Source organism: Pseudomonas bananamidigenes, from assembly GCF_001679645.1.
Lineage (GTDB): Bacteria > Pseudomonadota > Gammaproteobacteria > Pseudomonadales > Pseudomonadaceae > Aquipseudomonas > Aquipseudomonas bananamidigenes.
The window spans coordinates 119,078-134,534 of sequence record NZ_LRUN01000037.1 but is presented as its reverse complement, the minus strand read 5'-3'; the positions used below and the strand labels follow the sequence as shown (position 1 = coordinate 134,534).

The 15,457-nt window shown below is 61.5% G+C and carries 15 protein-coding genes; 11 read left to right on the top strand and 4 right to left on the bottom strand.

The window, feature by feature from the left end; genetic code table 11:
- The first annotated feature begins 117 nt into the window (after positions 1-117).
- The gene (locus BBF94_RS14100) at positions 118-672 is read left to right on the top strand and encodes a tetratricopeptide repeat protein (protein ID WP_065259605.1); all 555 of its coding nucleotides are present in this window, start codon (positions 118-120) and stop codon (positions 670-672) included.
- A gap of 17 nt (positions 673-689) precedes the next feature.
- Here BBF94_RS14100 and BBF94_RS14095 read toward each other — a convergent pair whose 3' ends face one another.
- The gene (locus BBF94_RS14095; RefSeq protein ID WP_007958692.1) at positions 690-1,019 is read right to left on the bottom strand and encodes a DUF1820 family protein; all 330 of its coding nucleotides are present in this window, start codon (positions 1,017-1,019) and stop codon (positions 690-692) included.
- Positions 1,020-1,153: 134 nt separating this feature from the next.
- Here BBF94_RS14095 and miaB point away from each other — a divergent pair, with 134 nt between their 5' ends.
- The 5 genes from miaB (at position 1,154) to lnt (ending at position 6,755) form a co-directional block, all read left to right on the top strand.
- Positions 1,154-2,482 carry a tRNA (N6-isopentenyl adenosine(37)-C2)-methylthiotransferase MiaB gene (miaB, locus tag BBF94_RS14090; protein ID WP_065259604.1) on the top strand — a complete coding sequence of 443 codons (1,329 nt, stop codon included), beginning with the start codon at positions 1,154-1,156 and terminating at the stop codon, positions 2,480-2,482.
- 123 nt (positions 2,483-2,605) lie between these two features.
- Positions 2,606-3,610 carry a PhoH family protein gene (locus tag BBF94_RS14085; protein WP_065259603.1) on the top strand — a complete coding sequence of 335 codons (1,005 nt, stop codon included), beginning with the start codon at positions 2,606-2,608 and terminating at the stop codon, positions 3,608-3,610.
- Positions 3,603-4,097 carry an rRNA maturation RNase YbeY gene (gene ybeY / locus BBF94_RS14080; protein ID WP_065259602.1) on the top strand — a complete coding sequence of 165 codons (495 nt, stop codon included), beginning with the start codon at positions 3,603-3,605 and terminating at the stop codon, positions 4,095-4,097. Before BBF94_RS14085 ends, ybeY begins: the two co-directional genes overlap by 8 nt.
- Positions 4,098-4,102: 5 nt before the next feature.
- Complete coding sequence (locus tag BBF94_RS14075; RefSeq protein ID WP_007909641.1) at positions 4,103-4,942, top strand: HlyC/CorC family transporter; 840 nt, start codon at positions 4,103-4,105, stop codon at positions 4,940-4,942.
- Positions 4,943-5,231: 289 nt separating this feature from the next.
- Positions 5,232-6,755 carry an apolipoprotein N-acyltransferase gene (gene lnt, locus BBF94_RS14070; protein ID WP_065259628.1) on the top strand — a complete coding sequence of 508 codons (1,524 nt, stop codon included), beginning with the start codon at positions 5,232-5,234 and terminating at the stop codon, positions 6,753-6,755.
- 96 nt (positions 6,756-6,851) lie between these two features.
- Here lnt and BBF94_RS14065 read toward each other — a convergent pair whose 3' ends face one another.
- Both BBF94_RS14065 and BBF94_RS14060 read right to left on the bottom strand, forming a co-directional pair.
- The gene (locus BBF94_RS14065; protein WP_065259601.1) at positions 6,852-7,613 is read right to left on the bottom strand and encodes a YdcF family protein; all 762 of its coding nucleotides are present in this window, start codon (positions 7,611-7,613) and stop codon (positions 6,852-6,854) included.
- 105 nt (positions 7,614-7,718) lie between these two features.
- Complete coding sequence (locus BBF94_RS14060) at positions 7,719-8,042, bottom strand: hypothetical protein (RefSeq protein WP_065259600.1); 324 nt, start codon at positions 8,040-8,042, stop codon at positions 7,719-7,721.
- Positions 8,043-8,296: 254 nt separating this feature from the next.
- On the opposite strand from BBF94_RS14060, the gene leuS reads away from it, so the two are divergent.
- The 5 genes from leuS to BBF94_RS14035 all read left to right on the top strand — a co-directional run bounded on the left by leuS (position 8,297) and on the right by BBF94_RS14035 (position 14,349).
- Positions 8,297-10,903, top strand: coding sequence for a leucine--tRNA ligase (leuS, locus tag BBF94_RS14055; RefSeq protein ID WP_065259599.1), 2,607 nt, complete (start codon positions 8,297-8,299; stop codon positions 10,901-10,903).
- A gap of 87 nt (positions 10,904-10,990) precedes the next feature.
- Entirely contained in the window at positions 10,991-11,596 is a 606-nt protein-coding gene (locus BBF94_RS14050; RefSeq protein WP_065259598.1) for an LPS-assembly lipoprotein LptE, read from the top strand.
- Between the two features lie 39 nt (positions 11,597-11,635).
- Positions 11,636-12,673: a DNA polymerase III subunit delta gene (gene holA / locus BBF94_RS14045; protein WP_065259597.1), complete on the top strand. Its 1,038-nt coding sequence runs from the start codon at positions 11,636-11,638 to the stop codon at positions 12,671-12,673.
- A 126-nt stretch (positions 12,674-12,799) separates the two neighbouring features.
- Positions 12,800-12,964 carry an alternative ribosome rescue factor ArfA gene (gene arfA / locus BBF94_RS14040; protein WP_065259596.1) on the top strand — a complete coding sequence of 55 codons (165 nt, stop codon included), beginning with the start codon at positions 12,800-12,802 and terminating at the stop codon, positions 12,962-12,964.
- Positions 12,965-13,026: 62 nt separating this feature from the next.
- Positions 13,027-14,349, top strand: a complete 1,323-nt coding sequence (locus BBF94_RS14035; protein WP_065259595.1) for a lytic murein transglycosylase — start codon at positions 13,027-13,029, stop codon at positions 14,347-14,349.
- Positions 14,350-14,465: 116 nt separating this feature from the next.
- On the opposite strand, the gene BBF94_RS14030 is transcribed toward BBF94_RS14035, so the two are convergent.
- Positions 14,466-15,416, bottom strand: coding sequence for a S66 peptidase family protein (locus BBF94_RS14030; protein ID WP_065259594.1), 951 nt, complete (start codon positions 15,414-15,416; stop codon positions 14,466-14,468).
- Positions 15,417-15,457 lie beyond the last annotated feature (41 nt).

Genomic DNA, 15,457 nt, shown 5'->3' with positions numbered 1-15,457 from the left:
CCCACACAGCAGAAAATCGAGTAAAGACTTTGTAAGGTGGCCCCTGCTTATTTCATAATGCGCGCTTATTGGATCCCTCGACGGGTCCGCGCGCCCTTCAGAGGTAAGTCGATTCCCATGAACCGCACCGGCCGCACCCTTGCCTTGGGCTGCCTGTTGCTCCTTCAGCCGCTGCTCGCACATGCACAGGCAGGCGGCAACTCGTTGTTGATCCCGGCGATGGGTCGCTGCACCCTCAATACTCAGCCGCAAGATGTCACGCAGGCCCTCGCCGCCTGCCAAAAGGCAGCGGATGAAGGGGATGCGCAAGCGCAATACGAGTTGGGTGAGTTTTACTACGACGGCAAGAATGCGCCGCACGACCTCAATCAAGCCCTGAGCTATTTCGAAAAGGCCTCGCTGCAAGGCCACGCCCAGGCGCAATTCAAGCTCGGCACCATGTTCTTCCACGGTGAAGGCGTGCAGGCCAACAACATTCAGGCTTACATCGTGCTGAAGATGGCCGCGGTCAACGGCGCCGAAGATGCGCTCGACACCGCTGACGAAGTCTCTGAAAAGATGTCCCGGGAAGATCTCGAGACCGCAACCCAGGTCCTGGGGCAAATTTTCCGTAAATACCTGATGGAACTGCAGAGCGCCGACGGACGTACGCCGTTCTCGCCCCTGCCTTAACGCCTTTCCCGCCCCGCTTACTTCTCGGGCATCGGCACCGGGAACGGCATCACATTGCCAACACCGCCGCGGGCCTCGCTGATTTTCGGCGTACCGAGACGCTCCACTTCGTCGATGCGCACGATCGAATGCATCGGCACAAAGCTGCGCACCACGCCTTCGAACTGAGCCTTGAGCTTCTCTTCGCTCGGGTCGACGACCACCTGAGTGCGCTCGCCAAAGACGAACTCTTCCACTTCCAGAAAGCCCCACAGGTCACTTTGATAGATCTGCTTGGCGTACATTTCGAACACCTGGCCCTGGTTGAGGAAAATCACCTTGTAGATTGGAGCTTCGCGTTTGGTCATGGTGGGCGGACAACACATCGGGGTAAAAATGAGGGCGCGAACTATAGCATAGCCGCCGGACGCGCAACGGTAGGAACCTGGGGACATGTTCCCTATAATGCGCGGTTCTTTGAACCACGTGACGACCCTATTCCATGGCCAAGAAGCTTTATATCGAAACCCACGGTTGCCAGATGAACGAGTACGACAGCTCGCGCATGGTCGATCTGCTGGGCGAACACCAGGCCCTGGAAGTCACCGCGCGCGCCGAAGACGCCGACGTGATTCTGCTCAACACCTGTTCGATCCGCGAACGCGCCCAGGACCGGGTGTATTCCCAGCTCGGCCGCTGGCGCGAACTGAAACTGGCCAACCCGGAGATGGTGATCGCCGTCGGCGGTTGCGTGGCCAGCCAGGAAGGCGCGGCGATCCGTGATCGCGCCCCGTACGTCGACGTGGTGTTTGGCCCGCAGACCCTGCACCGTCTGCCGGAAATGATCGACGCTGCGCGCATCAGCAAGCTGCCGCAAGTCGACGTCTCGTTCCCGGAAATCGAAAAGTTCGACCACCTGCCCGAGCCGCGCATCGACGGCCCGAGCGCCTACGTCTCGGTAATGGAAGGCTGCAGCAAGTACTGCACGTTCTGCGTGGTGCCTTACACCCGCGGCGAAGAAGTCAGCCGGCCCTTCGACGACGTGATCGCCGAAATCATTCATCTGGCCGAGAACGGCGTGCGTGAAGTGACCCTGCTGGGGCAGAACGTCAACGGCTATCGCGGCCTGACCCACGACGGGCGCCTGGCGGACCTGGCCGAACTGATCCGCGTCGTGGCCGCTGTCGACGGCATCGACCGCATCCGCTACACCACCTCGCACCCGCTGGAGTTCTCCGACAGTCTGATCCAGGCTCACGCCGAGGTTCCGGAGCTGGTCAAGCACCTGCACTTGCCGGTGCAATCCGGTTCGGACCGGATCCTGGCGGCGATGAAACGCAACCACACGGCACTGGAGTACAAGTCCAAGCTGCGCAAACTGCGTGCCGCCGTACCGGGCATCTGCATCAGCTCGGACTTCATTGTCGGCTTCCCGGGGGAAACCGAAAAAGACTTCGAACAGACCATGAAGCTGATTGCGGACGTCGGTTTCGACTTTTCCTACTCGTTTGTCTACAGCCAGCGCCCTGGCACCCCGGCTGCCGACCTGGCCGACGACACCCCGGAAGAACTGAAGAAAGAACGCTTGAACGCCTTGCAGCACCGCTTGAATCAGCAAGGCTTCGAGATCAGCCGACAAATGGTCGGCTCGATCCAGCGGATTCTGGTGACCGACTATTCGAAGAAAGACCCCGGCGAGCTGCAAGGGCGTACCGAGAATAATCGTATCGTCAACTTCCGCTGCGACAATCCGACCCTGATCGGACAGTTTGCCGACGTGCACATCGATTCGGCACAACCGCACTCGCTGCGCGGCTCGCTGATCCAGTAACACCGCAAGGAGACCGCGCCAGAGGGCTGAATCGGTGCCAGGCTTTTTAAGAGCTTTCGCACCCACGCCACTGGCGTTATCCTTGATTTCATCCCAATTGCCCCAGGGCGGCTAAATACGACCTTGAACGCACCCATAGAACCTCATCGTTTCATCCTCGAGCCTTTTGAGGCTCGCCGCTTCGCCAACCTGTGCGGGCAGTTCGACGAGCACCTGCGCCTGATCGAACAGCGCCTGGCCATCGAGATCCGCAATCGCGGCAATCAGTTCGAGCTGATCGGCGAACCCAAACACACCACTTCCGCGGAAAACCTGATTCGCCGCCTGTACCGGGAAACCAAGGGTTCAGAGCTGTCGCCGGATACGGTTCACCTGTTCCTCCAGGAGTCGGCCGTCGAGCAACTGGACAACCACGCTCCCGCCGAAGCTTCCGTCGCCCTGCGCACCAAGAAAGGCATGATTCGCCCCCGCGGCCTGAATCAGCTGCGCTATGTGAAGGAAATCCTCGGCAACGACATCAACTTCGGCATCGGCCCGGCCGGTACCGGCAAGACTTATCTGGCCGTGGCCTGCGCCGTGGACGCTCTGGAGCGCGAGCAGATCCGCCGCATCCTGCTGGTGCGTCCGGCGGTCGAAGCGGGTGAGAAACTCGGCTTCCTGCCCGGCGACCTGTCGCAGAAGATCGACCCGTACCTGCGACCACTCTACGATGCGCTTTACGAGATGCTCGGCTTCGAATACGTGGCCAAGCTGATCGAACGCCAGGTGATCGAAGTCGCGCCGCTGGCCTACATGCGCGGTCGTACACTGAACAACAGCTTCATCATTCTCGACGAGAGCCAGAACACCACCATCGAGCAGATGAAGATGTTCCTGACCCGGATCGGTTTCGGCTCCACGGCGGTGATCACGGGCGACATCACTCAGGTCGACCTGCCGCGCGGCACCAAGTCCGGCCTTCATCACGTGATCGAAGTCCTGAAGGATGTGCCGGGCATCAGCTTCACCCACTTCCAGCCCAAGGACGTGGTGCGCCATCCATTGGTGCAGCGCATTGTCGAAGCCTACGAGCGCTTCGAGACGCGTGCAGTTGATACAGCGCCAAAGGACACTCGCCACGATGCTTGAGCTTGACCTGCAAATCGCGACCGAAGCGTCGGCGCCGACCGAAGCCGAATTTCGCCGATGGTGCGAACTGGCCCTGCGCCAGCGCACCGCCGACTCGGAAATGACCATTCGTCTGGTCGACGAAGAAGAAGGCCGCGAACTGAATCACACCTGGCGCCACAAGGATTACGCGACCAACGTCCTGTCCTTTCCCGCCGAAGTGCCTGACGAGTTTCTCGACATCCCGTTGCTGGGCGATCTGGTGATCTGCGTGGCCGTGGTCGAGCGCGAAGCGGCCGAACAGGGCAAGGCACTTGACGCCCATTGGGCACATCTGGTCATTCACGGCTGCTTGCATCTGCTTGGTTACGACCATATAGAGGACGAGGAAGCCGAGGAAATGGAAGCACTGGAACGCGAGTTGCTTGCCGAACTGGGTTATCCCGATCCGTACGCGGACGACGAAACCGAAACATCCCCTATCGTTACAACAAAGGATTCAGAGTAATCGCTATGAGCGAAGATCGATCGAGCAACGGGCAGAAGTCCTGGCTGGGTAAACTGACCCAGGCTTTTGCCCACGAGCCGAAGAACCGCCAGGAGCTGCTGGAGCTGCTGCGCGATGCACATCAGAACAAACTGCTGGACAGCGAAGCGCTGGCCATCGTCGAAGGCGCCATCCAGGTGGCTGACCTGCAGGTGCGCGACATCATGGTGCCGCGCTCGCAGATGATCAGCATCAAGGCGACCCAGACACCCCGTGAATTCCTCCCCGCCGTGGTCGATTCGGCCCACTCGCGCTACCCGGTCATCGGCGAAAGCCATGACGACGTGATGGGCGTGCTGCTGGCCAAGGATCTGCTGCCGCTGATCCTCAAGGAGAACGGCGACAGCTTCAACATCAAGGACCTGCTGCGCCCGGCCACGTTCGTGCCGGAGTCCAAGCGTCTGAACGTGTTGCTGCGTGAATTCCGCGCCAACCATAACCACATGGCCATCGTCATCGACGAATATGGCGGCGTGGCCGGTCTGGTGACCATCGAAGACGTGCTCGAGCAAATCGTCGGCGACATCGAAGACGAGCACGACGTCGAAGAGGACAGCTACATCAAGCCGCTGCCCAGCGGTGATTTCCTGATCAAGGCCCTGACGCCGATCGAGAACTTCAACGAGTTCTTCGACAGCGAATTCTCCGACGACGAGTTCGACACCGTCGGCGGGCTGGTGATGAGCGCGTTCGGGCACTTGCCAAAACGCAACGAAATCACTGAAATCGGCGCCTATCGTTTCCGCATCCTGAACGCCGACAGCCGTCGGATTCACTTGCTGCGACTGACGCCAATCGCCCGGTAAACATTCCGGTAAACATTAAGGACTGGGGTATGTCATCAGCTATTTCCTGCATCGCGTTACGCCTGAAAGCGGGCCAGGCAAGGCGCAGTCCGCAGGGAATGGCATTCCCTTTCCAAGGACTGCAACGCAGCATGGCCCGCTTTCAGGCGTAACCCGCAGGGCCGGGCCTGCTGTTACGCAGGGCTGCGTTACTCGTCGTTCATTTGAAAAACCAAACTTCACTCCTCGCGCCTTGCCCTGCGTAACAGCAGACCCGGCGCGATACAGGAAATAGCTGATGACATACCCCCTGCGCTGGACAACCCGCCCCGGCTGGCCCGGTAACCTGCTGGCCGTGGCGGCCGGCGCAATCACCACCTTCGCTCTCGCGCCGTTCGATCTCTGGCCGCTTGCATTGCTGGCGGTCGGTCTGTTCTATGCCGGCCTGCGCGAGCTGAGCCCGCGCCAGGCCCTGGGCCGTGGCTGGTGCTTCGGTTTCGGTCTGTTCGGCGCCGGCACCAGCTGGATCTACTACAGCATCCACCACTTCGGCGGCGCTTCGGTGCTGCTGGCCGGGTTCCTGATGCTGATCTTCACGGCGGCCATTGCCTGGTTCTTCGCCCTGCCCGCATGGCTGTGGGCGCGCTGGTTGCGTCGCAACGAGGCGCCGCTGGCCGATGCCTTGGCCTTCGCGGCGTTGTGGGTCGGCCAGGAAGCTTTTCGTGGCTGGTTCCTCACCGGTTTCCCGTGGCTGTATTCCGGTTACAGCCAGCTCGATGGCCCGCTGGCCGGCCTCGCGCCGGTGGGCGGCATGTGGCTGGTGTCGTTCGTCCTGGCGCTGACCGCTGCGCTGATCTACAACGCACCGCGGCTGCTGCAGTCCGGTCGTAAAGGCTTTATCGCCGCTGGTCTGGTGTTGTTGGTCGGCCCTTGGGCGGCGGGCATCGCCTTGAAGGGCCATGCCTGGACCAGCCCTTCCGGCGCACCACTGACCGTTGCCGCCATCCAAGGCAACGTCGAGCAAAGCATGAAATGGGACCCGGCGCAGCTCAACGCGCAACTGGCGCTGTACCGTGACCTGAGTTTCCGCTCCAAGCCAGTGGACTTGCTGATCTGGCCGGAAACCGCCGTCCCGGTGCTCAAGGAGTCCGCCGAGGGCTACCTGAACATGATGGGCACCTTTGCCGCCGAGCGTAAGTCGGCACTGATCACCGGCGTGCCGATCCGCCAGACCGTTCGCCACGAAAAGCGCTTCTTCAACGGCATCACCGTGGTCGGCGAAGGTGATGGCACCTATCTGAAACAGAAACTGGTGCCGTTCGGCGAATACGTACCGCTGCAGGATCTGTTGCGCGGGCTGATCGCGTTCTTCGATCTGCCGATGTCCGATTTCGCCCGCGGACCGGCCGAACAGCCGCTGTTGCAGGCCAAGGGTTATCAGATTGCGCCGTTCATCTGCTATGAAGTGGTGTATCCGGAGTTCGCAGCAGGCCTGGCCGCACACAGCGACCTGCTGCTGACCATCAGCAACGACACCTGGTTCGGCACCTCCATCGGGCCTTTGCAACACCTGCAAATGGCACAGATGCGTGCGCTTGAAGCCGGGCGCTGGATGATTCGCGCCACCAACAACGGCGTGACCGGCCTGATCAACCCGTTCGGCCAGATCACCGAACGCATTCCGCAGTTCGAGCAAGGCGTGCTGTACGGCGAAGTGGTGCCGATGCACGACCTGACGCCGTATCTGCAATGGCGCTCTTGGCCGCTGATCATCCTGTGCGTGGTGCTGTTTGGCTGGGCGCTGATGACCAACCGGATCTCCAAGACCCTCTGAAGCAACACCGGTCGCTGTGGCGAGGGAGCTTACTCCCGCTCGGCTGCGCAGCAGTCGTCAGAGCAGCGGAAGCAACCGCCCTCGCCACAAGTCTGTTCAACGGTAGAACAACGAATAGCCGACCTGCCCCACCGCCTCGTTCATCAACTGCCCGCTCTGCCAGATCGACTTGAACTCCGGCAGCCAGCCGCCGAACGGCCTGGCATTGTCCGTACCGAGGAAGCCGACCGGTGCCGGCACCACTTCGAATCCGGCCTGTTGATAACTCCACACGGCACGCGGCATGTGCCAGGCCTGGGTCACCAGCACGATACGTTTGACCCCTTCCGGCAACAGCACTCTGGCGCTGTACTCGGCGTTCTCCCACGTAGTACGGCTCTCACCCTCCTGCCATTTCACCGTCACACCGAAATCATCGCGCAACGAATCGGCCATCAGTTTCGCTTCGGTCGGCGGTGTTCCGTAATGCAGACCACCGCTGGTCAGCACCGGCAGTCCTGAAGCCTTGGCCAGGCGTGCCGCATAACGCTGCCGTTCGAGCCCGACGCCGGTCGGCTGATCCTCACCCCAGGCCAGATCACCGCGCTCACGTCCGGAGCCCAGCACCACAATCGCATCGGCACGTTGCGCCAGGCTTGTCCACGCTTCCCGGGCCAGTGGCGGCTCACGTTCCAGCGCCTTGGCGCCCCATTGCACGACCACCGGCAGGCTCATCAGCCAGAACCCGCCAAAACCCAGGGCAAAACACAATCCGGCCAGTCGCGGCCGTGAACGCCGCAACCACCAGGCGACGAGCAACAGCAGCAAGAGAACGCCGGGCGGCAACAACAGTTGTTTAATGAAATAGCGAAAAGGCATCGGGCATCTCCAGAGATGCCCGAAGCCTAAGTGGGTTGATACAGCGCGACAACCGGCAGGTGCGGATCCCGTTGAAAAAGATCCGTTTTTTGACCTGCCACGGGTTTACTTGGCCTGCAGGGTACGGACCTTGACGGGGTCTCTGCCGGGCGCCTTGTCCTTGAGCCAGATGACCTTGGCCGAGTGGACTGCATCGAGTTGCTTCACTGCCTGTGACAGGTATCCGTGGGATTCACGCTCACTGCGATCCAGATAGGCCTTGACCAGATTGAACTCGGCGGGGCTCAAGCCACGCAATTCCAGCTCCAGGGGACGTTCGTCGCGCAGCCGTCCAGCGGTTTTCGCAGCGTCCAGGGCCATGCCCAGACGATCGATCAACCGCTCGTACAACTCGGGTTTGGTTATGTTTCTTTGCCGTGACTCCACCATCCCTCACCTCATTGAAGATAAGACTCACTCCCCAGTTAGAGCTTAGCTTCGCTGCACAAACCGGCTGCGCGCCGCGACCAACGGCCCCCGCCACGATTTCAGCGGGTCAAACGGCTGCAATCAGGGTTTCCCTAGGCCAAGCGCGGTCATGTATGCTACGGCGCTTCCTGTAACTCCACTTCCAGCCCGTCCGGCCCGCTCCGGATGTCGCATTGAAGAGGATTAGGCCACCCCTATCCAGTACAAAAGTAGCCATGCACGAACAATATCAGCCCCGTGAAATCGAAGCCGCCGCCCAGTCTTTCTGGGACGAGCAAAAGTCCTTTGAAGTCAGTGAACAGCCAGGCAAGGAGACTTACTACTGCCTGTCGATGTTCCCTTACCCCAGCGGCAAGCTACACATGGGGCACGTGCGCAACTACACCATCGGTGACGTGATCTCCCGCTACCAGCGCATGCTGGGCAAGAACGTCCTGCAACCGATGGGTTGGGACGCCTTCGGCATGCCGGCGGAAAACGCCGCGATGAAGAACAATGTGGCCCCGGCCAAGTGGACCTACGAAAACATCGCCTACATGAAATCCCAGCTGCGCAGCCTGGGCCTGGCGGTGGACTGGACACGCGAAGTCACCACCTGCAAGCCGGAATACTACCGCTGGGAACAATGGCTGTTCACCCGCCTGTTCGAAAAGGGTGTGATCTACCGCAAGAACGGTACCGTGAACTGGGACCCGATCGACCAGACCGTTCTGGCCAACGAGCAGGTGATCGACGGTCGCGGCTGGCGCTCCGGCGCGCTGATCGAAAAGCGCGAAATCCCGATGTACTACTTCAAGATCACCGCCTACGCGGATGAGCTGCTGGAGAGTCTCGATGAACTGGATGGCTGGCCGGAACAGGTCAAGACCATGCAGCGCAACTGGATCGGCAAGTCCCGCGGTATGGAAGTGCAGTTCCCGTACAACGTCGACTCGATCGGCGAAAGCGGCACCCTGAAAGTCTTCACCACCCGTCCGGACACCCTGATGGGCGCAACGTATGTTGCCGTGGCTGCCGAACATCACCTGGCCGCCCTCGCCGCGAAGAACAACCCCGAGCTGCAAGCGTTCATCGCCGAATGCAAGGGCGGCAGCGTCGCCGAAGCCGACGTCGCCACTCAAGAGAAGAAAGGCCTGCCGACCGGCCTGTTCGTCGAGCACCCGCTGACCGGTGAAAAACTGCCGGTGTGGGTCGCCAACTATGTGCTGATGCACTACGGCGATGGCGCGGTCATGGCTGTGCCGGCTCACGACGAGCGCGATTTCGAATTCGCCCACAAGTACAACCTGCCGGTCAAATCCGTGGTGCGCACCAGTTCCGGTGACACCAACCCTGCGCCATGGCAGGACGCCTACGGCGAACATGGCACGCTGATCAACTCCGGCGAGTTCGACGGCCTGGACTTCGCCGGCGCGTTCGACGCCATGGAAGTCGCCCTGATCAAGAAAAACCTCGGCGCCTCGCGCACCCAGTTCCGCCTGCGCGACTGGGGCATCAGCCGTCAGCGCTACTGGGGTTGCCCGATCCCGATCATCCACTGCGATGCCTGCGGTGACGTGCCGGTGCCGGAAGACCAGCTGCCGGTCGTGTTGCCTGAAGACGTGGTACCGGACGGTGCCGGTTCGCCGCTGGCGCGCATGCCCGAGTTCTACGAATGCAACTGCCCGAAATGCGGCCAGCCTGCCAAACGTGAAACCGACACCATGGACACTTTCGTCGAGTCGTCCTGGTACTACGCCCGTTACGCTTCGCCGCACTTCGAAGGCGGCCTGGTGGAAAAATCCGCGGCCGACCACTGGTTGCCGGTGGATCAGTACATCGGCGGTATCGAACACGCCATTCTCCACCTGCTTTATGCGCGCTTCTTCCACAAGCTGATGCGCGACGAAGGCCTGGTGAGCTCCAACGAGCCGTTCAAGAACCTGCTGACCCAGGGCATGGTGATCGCCGAGACCTATTATCGTCGCGAAGCCAACGGCGCCTACACTTGGTTCAACCCGGCGGACGTGGATCTGGAACGCGACGGCAAAGGCAACGTGACCAGTGCCAGACTGAAAACCGACGGCCTGCCGGTGGAAATCGGCGGCACCGAGAAGATGGCCAAGTCGAAGAACAACGGCGTCGACCCGCAGTCGATGATCGACCAGTTCGGCGCGGACACCTGCCGTCTGTTCATGATGTTCGCCTCGCCACCTGACATGAGCGCGGCGTGGTCCGACTCCGGCGTCGAAGGTGCGCACCGCTTCCTCAAGCGTGTCTGGCGTCTGGCACAGGCGCACGTGATTCAGGGCCTGCCGGGCAAACTGGACATCGCCGGCCTGAGCGACGAGCAGAAAGCCGTTCGCCGTGCGACTCACCAGGCCATCAAGCAGGCCAGCCACGACGTCGGCCAGAACCACAAATTCAACACTGCCATCGCCCAGGTGATGACGCTGATGAACGTACTGGAAAAAGCCGCCCAGGCCACCGAGCAGGATCGCGCACTGATCCACGAGGGCCTGGAAGCCGTGACCCTGCTGCTGGCTCCGATCACGCCGCACATCAGCCATGAGCTGTGGAACCGCCTGGGCCACGCTGACCCGGTGATCGACGCCGGCTGGCCTGTGGTCGACGAAAGCGCACTGGTGCAGGACAGCCTGACCCTGGTCATCCAGGTCAACGGCAAACTGCGCGGCCAGATCGAAATGCCGGCCGCCGCCACCCGTGAAGAAATCGAAGCCGCCGCCCGTGCCAACGAAAACGTGCTGCGCTTCGTCGATGGCCTGACTATCCGCAAAGTGATCGTAGTGCCCGGGAAACTGGTCAATATCGTCGCCAGCTAATTGGATCGGGCGCCGGGCTTGCCTGGCGCCCTGTAAAACCTTTCGGGCCGCAGAGCCGGCCCACATGGTTTCAAGGGGAGCAACACAATGATCAAACGCAACTTGCTGGTGATGGGCCTCGCGGTCCTGTTGAGCGCCTGCGGTTTCCAGCTGCGCGGTACCGGCACCACCGAACTGACGATCAAGGAGCTCGATCTGAGCGCCCGCAACGCCTACGGCGAAACCGTGACGCAGCTGCGCCAACTGCTGGAGGCCAGCGGCGTCAGGATCGTCTCCGGTGCGCCATACAAGCTGTACCTGGCCGATGAGCAGGAAAACCAGCGCATTCTCAGCTACGCCGGTGCCGGCCGTACGGGCGAGTATCAGGTAAGCACCGTGCTCAATTACGACATCCGTGGCGAAAACAACCTGCTGCTCAAAAGCGACAAGCTTGAAGTGCAAAAAGTGTTCATCCATGACGGCAACAACCTGGTGGGCTCCGATCAGGAAGCCAACGATGCTCGCCGTGAAACCCGCCGCGAACTGGTCCAGCGAATGATGCTGCGTCTGCAGCAACTGACGCCGGCTCAGCTCGATGCCTTGCAGCAAACCGCCAATGCACGGGCCAAGGCTGAAGCCGACGCTCTGGAAGCGGCGCAGAAGGCTGAAGCGGAAACGCCGCAGCAGTCGCCGCTCGAACTGCCGCAGCAATAAGAAGTTCGGGGCGCTCAGGCGCCCCGTTCGCCCTTTCTTATGAAGCTCGCTCCCGCCCAACTCGGCAAACACCTGCAAGGTGTTCTCGCGCCGGTCTACATCATCAGCGGCGATGACCCGCTGCTGTGCCAGGAAGCGGCCGACGCCATTCGGTCCGCTGCCCGTCAACAAGGTTTCGATGAACGCCAAGTCTTCGCCGCCGACGCCAATTTCGATTGGGGAACGTTGCTGCTGGCCGGCGCCAGCATGTCGCTGTTCGCCGAAAAGCGCCTTCTGGAACTGCGCCTGCCTTCGGGCAAGCCTGGTGACAAGGGCGCCGCCGCATTGATCGAGTACTGCTCGCGTCCTGCTGAAGACACCGTATTGCTGATCAGCCTGCCCAAGCTGGATGGCAGTGCGCAAAAAACCAAGTGGGGCAAAGCACTGATCGAAGGACCGCAGACCCAGTTCATCCAGATCTGGCCGGTGGATGCCAATCAGCTGCCGAGTTGGATTCGTCAGCGCCTTTCCCAGGCCGGACTGTCGGCCACCCAGGATGCAGTGGAACTGATCGCCGCGCGGGTCGAAGGCAACCTGCTGGCTGCCGCGCAGGAAATCGAAAAGCTCAAGCTGATGGCCGAGGACGGGCAGATCACCCTCGAAACCGTGCAGGCGGCCGTGGCCGACAGTGCGCGCTTCGATGTGTTCGGCCTGACCGACGCGGTACTCAACGGCGAACCGGCTCACGCGCTGCGCATGCTCGAAGGGCTGCGCGGTGAAGGGGTCGAACCGCCGGTGATTCTCTGGGCCCTGGCCCGGGAGCTGCGCCTGCTGGCCAACATTTCCCTGCAATACAGCCAGGGCACGCCGCTGGACAAGTGCTTCAGCCAGGCAAAACCACCGGTCTGGGACAAGCGCAAACCGCTGATGAGCAAGGCCCTGCAACGCTACTCGGCGCCACGCTGGGCGCAATTGTTGCTCGAAGCCCAGCGCATCGATGCGCAGATCAAGGGCCAGGCGACCGGTTCGCCGTGGATGAGCCTGAGTCGACTGGCGTTGTTGATGGCAGGTCAACGCCTGACATTACCCGCCGAATGAAACTCGGGATCGCCCTGTGTGCGATCCCGCATTTCCTACAGAACCTGCCGCCTTCGGCCCTATGGACAGACGCCCCACATCGGCAGATCATTTGCCGCGCAAAACCCACTCACTCGCGAGAATCCCATGAGCAAGAAGCCATCAAAACATGGCCACAACAAGGCCAAGTCCATCATCGCCCAACCCCTGTTCCGCAGCCGCCAGGAACGCCCCTCCAAGGGTAAAGGCAGCTACCGCCGCGAAGCCTTCCAGTCTGACAGCTGGGAGGCTTCTTGTTTTCTGGCCGCTTGAAGCGCAGCACCCCCTCCTCATGGTAAGGTCTGCACCTGATTCGTATTCCCCTGGACCTGTGCATGCCCCTCAGTCTTTCCCGTCGCTGGCCCGTTCGCCAGTTGATCGCTGCCACAAGTTTCATTCTGCTTGTCGCCTGCGCGGAAAAACCCACCGCCGCCGACGCGCAACCGCTTCAGGCCGCCCCCGCTGCCACGGCACCTGCCATCGTCCCGCCGGTAGTGCCATCGGGTGACGACCTCGACCTGCAACCGACCCAGACGTTCGCCGAGTGGCAGGCAGGTTTCCGCAAGGACGCCCTGGCCGCCGGCATCCGCCCCGACGTGTTCGATCGCGCCTTTGCCAATGTCAGCTTTGACGCGAGTGTGATTCGCGCCGATCGCAGCCAGCCGGAATTCGCCCGGCCGGTATGGGAATACCTCGATGGCGCCCTGTCGCCACTGCGAGTGCGCAAAGGCCAGGCGTTGATCAACCAGTACGCCGATATCCTGCAACGCATCGAGCAACGCTATGGTGTCGATCGTCAGGCGCTGGTATCGGTATGGGGCATGGAAAGCAATTTCGGCCAGTTCCAGGGCACCAAGTCGGTGATCAATTCCCTGGCGACCCTGGCCTACGAAGGTCGCCGCCCGGCCTTTGCCCATGCGCAACTGATCGCGGCCCTGCAGATCCTGCAACAGGGCGATATCACACCTGAGAAAATGCTCGGTTCCTGGGCCGGCGCCATGGGCCAGACCCAGTTCATCCCGACCACCTACAATACCCACGCGGTGGACTTCGACGGTGATGGTCGCCGCGATATCTGGGGCAGCCCGGCTGACGCATTGGCATCCACCGCGCACTACCTGCAAAGTTCCGGCTGGCAACGCGGCCAGCCATGGGGCTTCGAAGTGCAGCTGCCGAGCGGTTTCAACTACACCCTGGCCGATGGAGCGATTCGCAAGAGCGTCGCCGAATGGCGTCAACTGGGTGTGATCCTGCCAAACGGTGGCCAGGCACCCGCCAGCTCCGAGCAGTTGTCGGCTGCCCTGCTGCTGCCGGCCGGCTATCGTGGCCCGGCGTTCCTGATCCTCGACAACTTCCGCGCGATCCTCAAGTACAACAACTCGTCGTCCTATGCCCTGGCCGTCAGCCTGTTGTCCGAGCGCTTCAACGGTGCCGGCCTGATCAACGGCAGCTGGCCGAAGGATGATCTGCCGCTGAGTCGTACCGAGCGCATCGAGCTGCAGAACCTGCTGACAGCGCGCAACTACGACGCGGGCACCGCCGACGGCATCATCGGCGCGAATACGCGCAAGGCGATCCGCAGTGCGCAGCAATCATTTGGCTGGCCGGCGGATGGTTATCCGACGCACAAACTGCTGGAAAGTCTGCGTAACCAGTAAAAGCATCGCGGGCAAGCCCGCCTCCACAGGTTTAGAGGTGGCCGCAGCTCTGCGTACAACCTGAAAACTGTGGGAGCGGGCTTGCCCGCGATGACTGACTATCGGGCGATCAGTTTCTATGCCTTGATCACCAGATCCTGCTCCAGCATCAACTCCTTCTTCCCCGCATCCAGCCGAACCAGCGCCCCCAGAGGCAGGGTCAGATTCGGATCGCAATGGCCGCTGCGCCAACCTGACAGCACCGGAATCCGCAGTGGCTCGAAGGTCTGTTTGAGCAGGCGATTCAGAGCGTCCACATCCACTCCCGCAATATCCCCGACGAGCACCCCGCGCAATCTGGACAGCTTGCCGGCCAGACGCATCTGGGTCAGCAAGCGGTCGATGCGATACAGCGGCTCGTTGACATCCTCGATGAGCAGGATCACGCCCTCGACATCGATTTCGTATGGAGTGCCCAAGGTCGATGCGATCATCGCCAGATTGCCACCCAGCAGACGCCCGTGAGCGACGCCGGGTTCGACCGTGGTCAGTGGATACGCCACCGGATGGCTCAGTACGCTGCCGGCCTTCACTTGACCGCGCAGCATGGCAAAGAACGACGTCACCGTCGGCGGCTCCTTGTCCCCCAGCAGGTCGGCGTTCAACAGTGGCCCGTGAAAGGTCACGAATCCGGCATAGCGGCTGATGGCCAGGTGCAGTGCGGTGATGTCGCTGTAGCCGACGAAGGGCTTGGCATGGCGTGCCAGCAGATCGTAGTCGATCCGGTCCAGCAGCCTTGGCGTACCGTAACCGCCCCGCAGACAAATGATGGCATCGACCTCTTCGTCAGCGAACGCGGCATGCAGATCATTCAGACGCACCTCATCGCTGCCGGCCAGATAGCCATCCTTTTCGTAAACACCCGGGAACACCCGCAAACCGTAACCCCGGGCGCGCATCCACTGAATGGCCTTTTCAGTATCCAGCGCACCTGGACCGGCTGGCGCGATGACGCCTATCAGTCCTTCCGCCGGCAGCGCCGGCACAGGCTTGTGCGGAAAAAGGGTGTGGGTGGGTCGAACGGTCATCCATGGATCTCCCTGTGTGCGGTCATGCACACACAGTAGTC